The sequence below is a fragment of the Streptomyces sp. NPDC021224 genome, assembly GCF_044332905.1.
In the GTDB taxonomy this organism is placed as follows: Bacteria; Actinomycetota; Actinomycetes; order Streptomycetales; family Streptomycetaceae; genus Actinacidiphila.
The window spans coordinates 226,158-238,694 of record NZ_JBIRPW010000007.1; the positions used below are offsets into that span (position 1 = coordinate 226,158).

The 12,537-nt window shown below is 72.7% G+C and carries 13 protein-coding genes and 1 pseudogene; 4 read left to right on the forward strand and 10 right to left on the reverse strand.

Going from position 1 to position 12,537, the window contains the following annotated elements; translation table 11 throughout:
• Positions 1-6: 6 nt before the first annotated feature.
• From ACH4PY_RS19795 to ACH4PY_RS19825, 7 genes are all read right to left on the reverse strand, one after another.
• Positions 7-570, reverse strand: coding sequence for a hypothetical protein (locus ACH4PY_RS19795; protein ID WP_398184044.1), 564 nt, complete (start codon positions 568-570; stop codon positions 7-9).
• Complete coding sequence (locus ACH4PY_RS19800; protein WP_398184047.1) at positions 570-839, reverse strand: gas vesicle protein GvpG; 270 nt, start codon at positions 837-839, stop codon at positions 570-572. The genes ACH4PY_RS19795 and ACH4PY_RS19800 overlap by 1 nt, the downstream gene beginning before the upstream one ends.
• 1 nt (position 840) lies before the next feature.
• Positions 841-1,575 (reverse strand): GvpL/GvpF family gas vesicle protein, encoded by a 735-nt coding sequence (locus tag ACH4PY_RS19805; protein WP_398184050.1) that lies wholly within the window; start codon positions 1,573-1,575, stop codon positions 841-843.
• A gap of 6 nt (positions 1,576-1,581) precedes the next feature.
• On the reverse strand, positions 1,582-2,079 hold the full coding sequence (gvpJ, locus tag ACH4PY_RS19810) for a gas vesicle protein GvpJ (protein ID WP_398184053.1): 498 nt from the start codon (positions 2,077-2,079) through the stop codon (positions 1,582-1,584).
• Between the two features lie 65 nt (positions 2,080-2,144).
• Positions 2,145-2,468, reverse strand: a complete 324-nt coding sequence (gene gvpO, locus ACH4PY_RS19815) for a gas vesicle protein GvpO (protein ID WP_398184056.1) — start codon at positions 2,466-2,468, stop codon at positions 2,145-2,147.
• A 295-nt stretch (positions 2,469-2,763) separates the two neighbouring features.
• Positions 2,764-2,952 carry a hypothetical protein gene (locus tag ACH4PY_RS19820; RefSeq protein WP_398184059.1) on the reverse strand — a complete coding sequence of 63 codons (189 nt, stop codon included), beginning with the start codon at positions 2,950-2,952 and terminating at the stop codon, positions 2,764-2,766.
• Positions 2,953-3,148: 196 nt separating this feature from the next.
• Complete coding sequence (locus ACH4PY_RS19825; RefSeq protein WP_398184702.1) at positions 3,149-3,376, reverse strand: hypothetical protein; 228 nt, start codon at positions 3,374-3,376, stop codon at positions 3,149-3,151.
• Between ACH4PY_RS19825 and ACH4PY_RS19830 the strand changes: the two genes are divergently transcribed.
• The 3 genes and pseudogenes from ACH4PY_RS19830 (at position 3,299) to ACH4PY_RS19840 (ending at position 6,443) form a co-directional block, all read left to right on the forward strand.
• Entirely contained in the window at positions 3,299-3,667 is a 369-nt protein-coding gene (locus ACH4PY_RS19830) for a glycoside hydrolase family 15 protein (RefSeq protein ID WP_398184658.1), read from the forward strand. The genes ACH4PY_RS19825 and ACH4PY_RS19830 overlap by 78 nt on opposite strands.
• A gap of 386 nt (positions 3,668-4,053) precedes the next feature.
• Complete coding sequence (locus ACH4PY_RS19835) at positions 4,054-5,646, forward strand: amidohydrolase family protein (protein ID WP_398184062.1); 1,593 nt, start codon at positions 4,054-4,056, stop codon at positions 5,644-5,646.
• A gap of 68 nt (positions 5,647-5,714) precedes the next feature.
• Positions 5,715-6,443, forward strand: a pseudogene (locus ACH4PY_RS19840) (IS5 family transposase).
• Positions 6,444-6,512: 69 nt separating this feature from the next.
• On the opposite strand, the gene ACH4PY_RS19845 reads toward ACH4PY_RS19840, so the two are convergent.
• Together ACH4PY_RS19845 and ACH4PY_RS19850 are read right to left on the reverse strand one after the other, a co-directional pair.
• The gene (locus ACH4PY_RS19845) at positions 6,513-8,714 is read right to left on the reverse strand and encodes a catalase (RefSeq protein ID WP_398184065.1); all 2,202 of its coding nucleotides are present in this window, start codon (positions 8,712-8,714) and stop codon (positions 6,513-6,515) included.
• Between the two features lie 686 nt (positions 8,715-9,400).
• Entirely contained in the window at positions 9,401-10,111 is a 711-nt protein-coding gene (locus ACH4PY_RS19850; protein WP_398184068.1) for an HAD family hydrolase, read from the reverse strand.
• 286 nt (positions 10,112-10,397) lie between these two features.
• Here ACH4PY_RS19850 and ACH4PY_RS19855 point away from each other — a divergent pair, with 286 nt between their 5' ends.
• Positions 10,398-11,486, forward strand: a complete 1,089-nt coding sequence (locus ACH4PY_RS19855) for an SDR family oxidoreductase (protein ID WP_398184069.1) — start codon at positions 10,398-10,400, stop codon at positions 11,484-11,486.
• 28 nt (positions 11,487-11,514) lie between these two features.
• On the opposite strand, the gene ACH4PY_RS19860 is transcribed toward ACH4PY_RS19855, so the two are convergent.
• Positions 11,515-12,486 carry a TIGR03557 family F420-dependent LLM class oxidoreductase gene (locus tag ACH4PY_RS19860; RefSeq protein ID WP_398184072.1) on the reverse strand — a complete coding sequence of 324 codons (972 nt, stop codon included), beginning with the start codon at positions 12,484-12,486 and terminating at the stop codon, positions 11,515-11,517.
• Between the last annotated feature and the right edge of the window lie 51 nt (positions 12,487-12,537).

Consider the following 12,537-nt stretch of genomic DNA (forward strand, 5'->3'; position numbering starts at 1 on the left):
GTCGGGTTACCTCCCTCGTCCGCTCGCCGTGGACCGCGACCGCTTCGCGGCCGTCTTCTTCGCGGCCGTCTTCTTCGCGGCCGTCTTCTTGGCCGGACCCGGCCTACCCTCGGCGTGCTTCTTGGCGGGGGCCTTCTTCCTGGCCGCCGCCCGTTTCGCGGGGGCGTTGCCGTCCTCACGGCCGGAGCCCTGCCCACCGGACGGGGACTCCTCCTCGGCCTCGTCCTCCTCGGGGGCCTCGTCCTCCGGCTCGCCGCCCGCCATGTCCTCCTTCACCCGGTCGCGGAGCGTCCCGGCGAAGGCGGCGAAGCGGCGGTCGGCGGACGTCGAGGCGGCGGCCCGTGCGGCGTCGAGGAGATCGCCGCCGATCTGCTCGCGCAGCTCGGCCAGCTGGGGGCTCTCCCGGAGCTGGCGCAGACCTTCGGCGGCGATGGCGGTCGGCGTGAGACCGAACCGGCGACCGGCGAGGAAGGTTCCGATGGCGAAGGCCATCTTCGCCTTGCGCGTGCGGCCGAGGACGTAACCGCCCGCCACCGCCGCGGCGATCGCGGTCCTGCATGAATTGTTCATCAGCGAGCACCTTTCGAGGGGGGATGCGTCGTCGACCGTGGGTGAGCGGGCCGGTCGAGCAGGTCCAGCAGGTGTTCCTCCTCCGCCTCGAACCGCTCGTCGTCGATCTCGCCGTCGTCGTACGCGCGGTGGAGGACGGCCAGTCTGGCCCGCAGCACCCCCGGGTCGTACATCTGGGAGAGCGCCTCGTCCTGCATCACGCCGGAGATCCAGCAGACTCCGCGGACGGGAGCGAGGGGGAGCAGCAGCAGTCCCGAGAACAGGCCCATGTCAGGCGCCGGCGGGGGCGGGGGCGGGGAGCGCGGAGAAGCTGTAGCAGGGCAGCGGCCCGGTGAGCCGGAGTTCGGCGCGGTCGGCGAGCCGTCCGGCCAGCCCGTCGCAAAGAGCGTGGCATTCGGCCGCGCGCCCCGCGGGGACGAGGAAGGAGACGTTGAGGACGCAGCCAGGCACCTCGGGGCCGGGCTGCACCCCGGCGGCGAGCGCGCCGACCGCCTCGACGGCCTCCCGCCCGGCCTCGGCGGCCCTGCGCCGCAGCCCGTTGACGACCGCCTCGCCGAGCCGGATGCTCAGGTCGTATCCGGGGCGCTGCCGGCTCTCCTGCCGGAGCCTGCGCACCTGCGCGTCCTCGCGCAGCAGGTCGGCGAGACCCGTCTCCACCGGGGAGGCCTTGAGGTTCATCTCGCAGTGGCCGTCCACCCGGTCCAGGGCAGCGGCGTAGCCGCCCGCGTCGGCGTGCAGCCGTTCGGTCACGGCCTCCTCGTCCGCGGCGACGACGCCGAAGCGGGTGGGCAGCAGCGGGCCCGCCGCCGCGACCGCGAGCAGCACTTCCTGATGGGCCTTCAGGTCCCTGCGGCGGGCCCGCAGTCCTTCGGGGGCGGTACCGACGACGGCGGCCAGCTCTCCCACGGCCGCCGTACGGACCCGGCCCGGCGGGTCACCGACGCCGCGGATGCCGCGCGGCAACTGCACCCCGGCACGGGTGACCCCGTAGAGGTAGACGCTCACGGGCGGTCAGTCCTCCTCGTCGCGGCGCCGGGCCCGGCTGCCGTTGTGGCTGCCCGAGCCGTTGTGGGCGGCGGTACGGGACCGGGTGCGCTTCTTCGCGCCGCTCTTCTTCCCGTCCCTGTCCTCGTCCTCGTCCTCGTCGTCGTCGCCGTCGTGCCCGTCCCCTATCCCGAGTGCGTCCTTGACCTTGTCACCGACCGAGTGCGCGGCCTTCTTGCCGCCGGCCCGGGCCATCGCCCCGGATGCGCCGCCGAACAGCTCGGGGACGGTCCGGCTCGTGGAGTCGTGGTCGAGGTCGAGCCGGTTGCAGATCTCGGCGAAGCGCAGGTACGTGTCCACGCTGGCCACCACGATGCGGGCATCGACCTTGAGGATCTCGATCCCGACGAGGGACACCCGCAGAAAGACGTCGATGACCATGCCGCGGTCGAGGATGAGGTCCAGGACGTCATAGAGGGTTCCCGCGCGGGGGGCGCAGACGACGTCTTCGGCGATGACGGTCATGGGAGCACGCTTCTTCCTGGGTTCGGGGTCTCGGGGCCGGCCGAGGGCGGCCGCGCCGGGTCGTCTCAGACGTCGGCGGCACCGCGCCGGTAGCGGCGCACCCGACGGTACGAACGGAGCGTCCCGTCACCGGCGAGGTCCACCTCGTACGTCGCCAGCAGGCTCGTGGTGTCGGGGATGCGGGGAACCTCCACGACGTCCACGCACACGTGCCAGCCGTCGTCGTCGGCAGGGGTGACTCCCGAGCAGCCGTCGGAGGTGTGGCCGATCAGCCGGCTCAGGCTGTGGGCCGCCCGCAGGGCCGCGTCCTCGGCGTTCTTGACGGGAGCGGTCCGCGTACCCGTGCGGCGGGTTGCCGTTCTGGACGGCCGGGAGCGTTCTTCTGCCATGCCCTCAGCCTCCGGTGCCCCGGCGCGATCCGCACGCGCGCTTGGACCATGCGGGATCCCCATCCCCCGACCGGCGCCATGCTCAGGGCACGCGGACGGCCGGCGGCACGATGTCGTCGTCCGCGTCGGTGCCCGGCCCGCGACCGCTCGGCCTCTCACGTCCCCCGGTGAGGAGGGCGTCCACACAGGTGGCGGTGGTGGATCACCGCCGTGGTCCTCGTCTTCCGGGCGGCGGAGGGCGGGGACGCCGTCGCCGGTACCGGTGGTGACCTTCGGCGAAGGCCCCGCGGTCCCGTCACCGGGCGGGAGGCCGTGGGGCCTTCCCGCGCCCGCGGGCGGTCCGGGGCCGCGCGGCGGCGGGGTTCGCGGCGCCGGGTTCGGCGCGCGGCTCGTCCGAGCGCGGGCCGCCCTGCCCCGCGAGGTCGGGAGTGCTCACCCGCGGCGGGAGGTCGGGGGTCATGTGGGTGTCGTCGGAGCTGTCCACTGCCGCCTCCTCGCCGTTCACCGGTCCCGGCGGCCGGGCCGCGCGGAAGTACGGGAGGGGCCGGTGGTGTCGGGGTTCTCCGCGTGAGGGGTGCCGGGCATACGGGTTCGACCTCCGTGGTCGTGGGAAGTTGGCCTTGCCCTACCGGGTACCCGCTGCGCGGCGGCGCAAAGAGGTGTCGCCCGTGGGCCGCCGCTCATCCGGCCGTCAGGCCGCGCTGGGCGCGGTTGAACAGGGCGTTCGCCGGGGGCAGCGACAGCGCCGGGGGCGCCGTGCACCGCGCCGCGGGGTGAGCGGAGGACGAGACCAGGAGGACGTAGGGGGTCTCCTCTCGGACCTGCGGCAGTTGACGGCCGGCGCGGGGCCACAGGCTGGTGAGCACCTGCGGCGCGAGGGTCTTGATCATGGTGTTGGTCCACCGCATTTCGCCTACCGTTTCCGGCACGACGAACGCCCCCTCGCCGAGGCCGAAGGGGCCTTCGTGATGTGCGGCTTCATGGTCGCGACGGCCGAGCACCGACGCGGCAGGACCGGCGCCGCCCACCGCTGGTTCGAGCGCCACCGTGCGGCGTGCGGCCGCGCGGGCCTCTACGCGGAGGAGTACGACGTGGCGCAGCGCGAACAGCGCGGGAATCTCCCGCAGGCCTTCGTGCACGCGCTGATGCTTGAGGCCTCCGCCCGCCTCGCACGGAAGGAGGGAGTCCGGGCCGCCTAACTGATCGTTTCAGAATGATCGGGCGGTCGAGGGGCGGGGTCCTCCGTCGTCTTGACGCCGCGGTGGAGCCGGTGAGGGTGCTGTCCGTCGACCTGTTACGGGCTCTGGGACGGGGAATGGGAGTGCCCGGCTTCGCCCGCCCCGCCGTTCCGCCCCGGTGGGCCCGGTTGCTGTGCGGTTTCGGCGGCTCCGTTCGGACGGCGGTGGGCTGCGTTCCCTGGCCGGTCCCGGCGAGGCCGGAGGCGATGTGATCGCGGACGGCTGCGTCTTCCGCGGGCCGGCTGCTCCCTACGGGTGAATGCGGGCCGTGGGCGGACTACGCGAGGGCCGAGGGGCTGTCAGTCTTGCTCGGGTACGAAGTACCAACAGTGAGCTGGGAAGTGCAGATGCCCGAGAACCCGCAGGAAGCCCTTGCCGGACGTCCCGTGCGGCCGAACGAGCCGGGCCCGTACGACGTCGTCATCGCCGGGGGGCGTGTGGTCGACCCGGAGACGAACACCGACGAGATCCTGAACGTGGGGCTCAAGGGAGGGAGTATCGCGGCGATCTCCGACGGGCCGCTGGAGGGTGGGACGGTGATCGACGCCGCGGGCCTGGTCGTCGCTCCCGGGTTCATCGACCTCCACGCGCACGGCCAGCAGCTGCCCGCCGCGTGGATGCAGGCGTTCGACGGGGTGACCACCGCGCTGGAACTGGAGTCGGGCCTGCTGCCGATCGGGGAGTTCTACGAGACGGTGGCCGCCGAGGGCCGCCCGATCAACTACGGCGCCTCCGCCGCGTGGACGTACGCGCGCATCGCGGAGAAGGAGAAGGACATGGCGCCCCCCAAAGCGGACCTGACCTGGTTCCAGAAGGCGTTCGAGCGCAACGGCTGGCAGAAGAGCATCGCCGACGAGGAGGAGACGGCACGCATCATCGCCGACGTCGAGCGCGGGCTGGAGGAGGGCGGCCTGGGGATCGGCATCAACGGCGGCTACGCGCCAGGCTACGGGCGCAAGGAATATCACGCGCTCGCGAAACTCGCCGCGAAGTACGAGGTGCCGACCTTCACGCACATCCGCTACCTCTCCGTCCAGGAACCGGACAGCGGCTTCGAAGGGCTCGGCGAACTCATCTCCCTCGCCGCGGCGACCGGCGCGCACATGCACATCTGCCATCTGAACAGCGTTGCGGGCCGGGACATCAGGGCCTGCGTGGAGCTGGTCTCGGAGGCACAGGAGCGCGGTGTGCCGATCAGCGTCGAGGCGTACCCCTACGGTGCGTGCTCCAGCACCGTAGGTGCCGAGGTCTTCCGGGAGGACTGGCTCGGCCGCTGGGGCGTGGACGATGCCTCCGCGATGGAGTACAACGGCGAGAAGCTGACCCAGGAGAGGATCGACGAGCTGCAGGAGACGGACCCCGGCGCCGTCATCGTGATGCACTTCCTGCACCCGGACGACAACGACGAGGACGCCGAACTGCTCGACCTCTCCGTGCTGCACCCAGGGGCCGCAATCGCCTCCGACGCGATGCCGTGGGTGCGGGCGGACGGCTCGCTCGTCGAGAAGATGGACGACTGGCCGCTGCCCGAGGACGCCTTCGCCCACCCGCGTTCGGCCGGCTGCTTCGCCCGCTTCCTCGCCGGCTGGGCCCGCGGGGGCCCCGAGCGCACGAAGCCCAAGCTGACGCTGGTGGAGGCGATCCGCAAGACGAGCCTCATCCCGGCGCAGATCCTGGAGGACTCGGTGCCGCAGATGCGCGACAAGGGCCGGATCCAGGTCGGCGCGGACGCCGACATCGTGGTGTTCGACCTCGCCACCGTGCAGGACAACGCGACCTTCACCAAGCCCGCGCAGCGATCCACCGGCTTCCAGCACGTGATCGTGAACGGCACCCCCGTCATCCAGGACAGCAAGGAGATCCTGGAAGCGCGCCCCGGCCGTCCGATCCGCCGACCCCACACGACCACCCGACCCGCGGCACCGCTCGCGTCGGTGTAACCGAGCGCCCCGGACCGAGTCGAATCGCATGCCTTGCACTCGGCGATCTTGGTCGGCAGGGTGTCCAGGTGTGCTCTGATCTTGTTCCGGATGACCTGTGGGAGCGGGTGGCGCCGTTGCTGCCGCCCGCTCCCGAACGCCGCCACCGCCATGCCGGGCGGCTGCGCGTTCCCGACAGGGCAGCCTTGGCCGGCGCCGGCTGCGGGACTGGGCCGAGGCCGGCGTCCGGCCCCGCCTGCACGCGGCGCTGCTGGCCGAACTGCGCCGCGCGGGCCTGCTGGATCTGGATGACTGCGCTGCTGGACGGCTCGCATGTCCGGGCGCTCAAAGGTGGGATCATGTCGGCCCCTCGCCCGTTGACCGGGCTCGACCCGGTTCCAAGCACCATGCGATCGTGGACCGTTGCGGTACCCCGCTCGTTGTGACACTCACCGCGGGCAACCGCCACGACGTCACCCAGTTGCTGCCCCTGCTGGACGCGATTCCGCCGATCCGGGGACTGCGAGGACGGCCCGCGGCGCAGGCCTCGGCGGCTGTTCGCCGACCGGGGTTACGACTTCGACAAGTACCGCCGCCTGCTGTGGAAGCGCGGCATCAAACCGATGACCGCCCGACGCGGCATCGCCCACGGCTCCGGACTCGGCAAGGTCCGCTGGGTCGTGGAGCGCACTTTCGCCTGGCTCCACCAGTTCAAGCACCTCCGTACCCGGTACGAGCGACACGCCGATCTCCACCAGGGACTCCTCGACCTCGCCTGCAGCATCATCTGCCTTCGACGCCTTCGAAAGTCATTCTGAAACGATCAGTAAGGGCACCCGTCCGCCCAACGGGGGCGCCGCCCGGCGGCGCCCCCGTTGCCGTGCGGTTCAGCTGCCGAGGACAGGGGGAAAGCGGTCCCACACCCGATGGGCCCGCAGCAGCGGGATCAGCCGCTCCAGGGCTTCGGCGCCGCCCGAGGCCGTGACCACGCCGGGATCCGAGACGGTGAGTCCGGCCGCGTCGAGCAGCGCCTGGCCGTCGCCGTACGCGGCCACGGCTTTGCCGTGCCGGTAGGCCTCGGTCAGCAGCAGCAGGACGCGCGAGTCGACGTCCGTGACGGCGTCGGCGTCCTCGGACACCTTGGCGTCGCGGACCCCGTGGGCGTCGGCGGCTGGCTGCGGCGCCGCGGCCAGCACGAGGGCGTCGTACTCGACGGAGCGCGCGGTGGCGAACGTACGCTGGACGCCTTCGCCGCCGGTCGGGGCGATCACCAGCGGCACCATCCCCGCGGCCAGCGCCTCCTGCCGCGCTTCGGTGACGTCCTGCGCGGCATCGCCGACGACGATGCCGACGACCCGGCCGTCCACCGGCCACTCCTGGCCGAGCTGCGACAGCGCCGCGCTGGGTTCGGGGTCGGCGAGCGCGACGGTCGGCTCGGGCGCGGGCAGGCCGAGGCCCGCCGCGACCGTGCGGCACAGCTCACCGTCGATGTTGGCCAGCACCTTCAGGCCGCGCTCCTGGACCGCGGTCTCGTAGCACTTGCCCAGCTCGAAGGCGTACGCGGCGGCGATGTGCTCCCGCTCGGGCGCGGTCATGCTGCGCCAGAACAGCCGGGGCTGGCTGAAGTGGTCGTCGAACGAGGCGGCGGCGTCGCGCACCTTGCGGGAGGCGGGCACCTCCACCGGCGCCTCGATGTACGCGCCCGTGTCGGCCCCGGCGGTGAAGGGGCAGCCGCCGTCGAGGGAGTTGGGGCGGTAGGGCGCCACACCGCGGTGCACGGCGGTCTGGTGCATGCCGTCCCGCAGCATGTCGTTGACGGGGGCGTGGGTGCGGTTGATCGGCAGCTGCGGGAAGTTCGGGCCGCCGAGCCGGGTGATCTGCGTGTCGACGTAGGAGAACAGCCGGCCCTGCATGAGCGCGTCGTTGGTGACGTCGACGCCGGGGACGAGGTTGCCGACGTGGAAGGCGACCTGCTCGGTCTCGGCGAAGTAGTTCGACGGGTTCGCGTCGAGCGTGAGCAGCCCGACCGGCTGCACGGGCGCCAGCTCCTCGGGCACGATCTTGGTCGGGTCGAGCAGGTCGATGCCCTCGAACATCTGGTCCTTGGTGTCCGGGAAGGTCTGCACGCCCAGCTCCCACTGCGGGTGCGCGCCGGACTCGATGGCGTCGGCGAGGTCCCTGCGGTGGAAGTCGGGGTCCACCCCCGAGGTGATCTGCGCCTCCTCCCACACCATGGAGTGCACGCCGAGCCGCGGCTTCCAGTGGAATTTCACCAGCGTGGTGGCCCCCTCGGCGTCCACCAGCCGGAAGGTGTGGACGCCGAAGCCCTCCATCATCCGGTACGAGCGCGGGATGCCCCGGTCGGACATGTTCCAGAGGGTGTGGAAGGTCGCCTCGGTGTGCAGGGTGACGAAGTCCCAGAAGGTGTCGTGCGCGCTCTGCGCCTGCGGGATCTCCCGGTCGGGATGCGGCTTGCCGGCGTGGATGACGTCCGGGAACTTGATGGCGTCCTGGATGAAGAACACCGGGATGTTGTTGCCGACGAGGTCGAAGACACCCTCCTGGGTGTAGAACTTCGTGGCGAATCCGCGGGTGTCGCGCACCGTGTCGGCGGAGCCGCGTGAGCCGAGGACGGTGGAGAAACGCACGAAGACCGGGGTGCGGACGCCCTCGGCCAGGAAAGCCGCGCGGGTGATGCGCGCGGCCGTACCGTAGGACTCGAACACACCGTGCGCCGCGGCGCCACGGGCGTGCACCACACGCTCCGGGATGCGCTCGTGGTCGAAGTGGGTGATCTTTTCCCGCAGGTGGTGATCCTGGAGCAGCACCGGACCCCGCGGACCCGCCTTGAGCGAGTGGTCCGTGTCGTACAGCCGCGCGCCCTGGGCGGTCGTCAGGTACGCGCCGCGCTGCGCGACATCGGCCCGGTCAGCGCCGGTCGGCTGCCCGGTGGGACTGACGGTCTCGGGTCCGCGCTGGTCGGGTTTCGGCGGCAGCGGCTCGCGGGGCGTCGTGGGCTCGTCCACCGACGGCGGCTCGGGGGCCGGGGCTCCGGGGATCTCGTTGCGCTGGTGGTCGGTGCCGCTCACGGCAGCTCTCCTCACGGTTGCGGACGCCTGGCGGCCCCCGCGGCCCTGAGACAGCGCCGGGCCGCGAGGGCGGGGTGGTCGAGGCGCCGCGCCCGGCAGCCGGGCGCGGCGCGCGGTGGCCGGTCGGCGAGTACCGGCCGAGTTCCGGGTTCCCCGCATCACCGCAGGGAATCGCGCTGAACCGGTGTTTGCCCCGAACGGACCCACAGCCCGCAGTTTCTCGGCGAGGCCTCGGTGGGCCCGTATCTCCCGCGTGGCATCCGGGTGGCGCTGCGCGGCAGGAGCCGTTTGGGGCGGATGGGACGGGCACGCGCCGTACGGTTTCCGGGACGGCGGACTACGGTGTTCCGGCCCCGCACCCGCTCCGCATCCGAGCCACGGGCCTGTTCCCCACTCCGGCGAGGGGAGTGCCTCATGCCCTCCACTGCGTTCCCCGTCAGTACGCCCCACAGCCATGACGAGCCGGCCGGCTCCGACCAGTTGCTCCGGCAACTTCAGGAGACCAGGCCCCTCAGCGAGCGGAGCACGCTGTGTGAGCGACTGGTCACGGCGTGGCTGCCGATGTCCGAACGCCTCGCCCGCCGCTACCGAGACCGCGGCGAATCCCTCGACGACCTGCGCCAGGTGGCCGCCGCTCGGGCTGGTCAAAGCGGTCAACCGCTTCGACCCGGGCCTGGGCTCGCCGGTCAGCCGGGGCTCTTCCCCGCGGCGAGCGCGCCGATCGGGCTGTCGTCGAGCCGTTCGAGCAGGTCGGCGGGCGAGCGGTAGACGCGGGCGGCACCGGCCTCCAGCAGCTCCTCACGGGAGTAGCCGCCGCCGGTGAGCACACCGAGGCCGGTGACCCCGGCCTTCCCCGCGGACTGCAGGTCCCACACCGCGTCCCCGACGAACACCGCCCGCCCGGGGGCGACGTCCGCCCGCTCCAGCGCCCGCCGCACCACGTCGGGCGCGGGCTTGCCCGCCTCGACGTCGTCGGAGGTCGTCACGGCATGCACGGCATCCCCGGCACCCAGCGCACCGACCATCACCTCCGCCTCCCTCCCGGACGCCGACGACGCCAGGACAACCCGCAGCCCACGGGCCGCACAGGCCCGCACCAGGTCGGCGGCACCCTCCAGCGGAGCCAGCCGCGACCAGAACTGCGCGTAGACCGCGTCGTGCGCGCCCTTGAGCCCGGCGTCGCCCCCACGGTCACGGTCCCCGCCCACCAAGGTGTCGAGCAGATGCGTACCGTCCATCCCGACCGCCCGCTGGATATCGGTCATCGCGACCGTCCGCCCGCTCTGGCGCAACGCCTCCCACCAGGCGACGGTATGCAACGGGACAGTGTCCATCAGCGTGCCGTCGACGTCGAAGAGCACGGCCGCGTAGCGGCCGTCCTGCCCGCTGCCCGTCATACGCACCTCCTCAAACGGTGCCCGCGGTGGCGGCCCCACCACTCCCTCCCCGCCGACTACCCGATACGGAAGAACACATTCCAGCCGCTCACCCCGGCCGAGACACCCAGCCGGGCCGTCCCCCTCGCGGTCGCCCGGCACCCGCACGCGTACGTCGCGTCGGCCGGCGCCCGGCCACGGTGCGGTACGCCCCACGGCCCCCGGACGGCAGGCGGTCGCATGCCGGGCCCGCCACGGGGTAACCGCAGGCAGCACCACTTTGCGTACGGAAAGGAGACGCGCGGCGATGAGCGACGCACCGAAGGACGGCGAGGGCACGGACGACAGTGCCGACGGCCGGCGTGACCGGAAGGCCGGGCGGGCGCGCGCACGGCGGCAGACGGTGGTCGTCACCGGCGCGAGCGGCGGCATCGGACGCGCGGTGGTGAGGGAGTTCGCGCAGCGCGGGGCCCGTATCGGGCTGCTGGCGCGCGGACGGGCCGGGCTGGAGGCGGCAGCGGCGGAGGTGCGGGAGCTGGGCGGCGAAGCGCTCGTGGTGCCCACCGACGTGGCCGACCACCGGGCCGTGGCCACGGCGGCGGACGCGGTGGAGGAGGCGTTCGGGCCGCTGGACGTGTGGGTGAACGTGGCTTTCACCTCGGTCTTCGCCCAGTTCACCGACATCTCGCCGGACGAGTTCCGGCGGGTGACCGAGGTGTCGTACCTGGGGTACGTCAACGGCACCCGCGAGGCGCTGGCCCGTATGGTCCCGCGCGACCACGGCACAGTGGTGCAGGTCGGCTCGGCGCTCGGGGCCCGGTCGATCCCGCTCCAGTCGGCCTATTGCGGGGCGAAGCACGCCGTGAACGGCTTCACCTCGTCGGTGCGCACCGAGCTGATGCACCGCGGAAGCAACGTGCACGTCACGGTGGTGCAGATGCCCGCGGTCAACACCCCGCAGTTCTCCTGGGTGCTCACCCGGCTGCCACGGCACCCGCAGCCCGTGCCGCCCATCTACCAGCCCGAGGTGGCCGCGCGGGCGGTCGTCCACGCCGCGGCCCACCCGCGCCGCAAGCAGTACTACGTGGGCGCCTCCACCGTGGCCACCATCCTGGGCAACAAGGTCGCGGCCGGCCTGCTCGACCGCTACCTGGCGCGTACCGGTTACGACTCCCAGCAGACCGCGGAGCCCGCACCGCCCAACCGGCCGCACAACCTGTGGCAGCCCCTGGACCGGGCGGGAGGCCATGACTTCGGTGCACACGGCGCCTTCGACGACCGGTCCCATGCGCGCTCTCCCCAGGCCAGGGCGGCGCGGCACCCCCGCCTCGGGCTGGCCGCCGCCGCGGCAGCGGTCGCGCTGGGCGCGGCGGCGACGCGTCGCCGCAGGGTGTAGCGCCGCCGTCGCGGACAGCGGCGGGGGCTCAGGCGGCGCGGGCGGGGTCCTGGAGGGCGGGGAGCACCTGGCTGCGGTAGGCGTCGAAGAACTGCCGCTGATCGGGGCCCACCTGCCCGATGTACACCTCGTCGAAGCCGGCCTCCACGTACTCGCGGACGGCCGCGATGTGCTCGTCGGGGTCGGCGCCGAAGGTGCCGGCTGCCGCCGTGGTGTCCCGGCCGACCAGGGTGCGGGCCTGCTGGAAGTGCTCGGGCGTGGGAAGGATCTGGTTGATCTCGCCGGGCAGCTGTTCGGTGGCCCAGAGCCGGTGCACGGTGTCCACCGCGCGGTCGCGGTCGGTGTCCCAGCACACCTTCAGACCACCGACGACAGGCTTGTCGCCCCCACCGCCGCGGCGGAAGGCGCCCACCAGCTCGGCGTCGGGTTTCATGGTCACGAAGCCGTCGCCGATCCGTCCCGCCATGGCTGCCGCCAGTGGGCCGAAGCCGGACACGTACAGCGGCGGCGGCTCGTCGGGGAGGGTGTAGAGGCGGGCGTTCTCCACCGTGTAATGCGGGCCGCGGTGGGTGACCTGGTCGCCGGTGAAGAGCTCGCGGATGATCTGTACGGCCTCCTCCAGCATCCGCATACGGGTCGGCGCGTCCGGCCAGTTGGCGCCGGTGACGTGCTCGTTCAGCGCCTCGCCGGTGCCGATGCCGAAGCGGAAGCCGCCGTCGAGCAACGACGCCGCGGTGGCCGCCGCCTGCGCGTTGACCGCCGGGTGGATCCGTACCGTCGGGCAGGTCACGAGCGTGGTGACCGGCAGGGAGGTGACCTGGGAGAGCGCGCCGATCACCGACCAGACGAAGGCGCTCTCCCCCTGCTCCCCGGTCCAGGGGTGGAAGTGGTCGGAGATCGCCAGCCCCGTGAAGCCGGCCTGCTCGGCCATCCGCGCCTGTTCCAGCAGCTCGCGCGGGGTGAACTCTTCGCAGGACAGGAAATAGCCGTAGCGCGTCATGGAGCCCTCCGTGAGCATGGTTCCCGGTCGGTGCCCCCTGCGGCTGCCCGG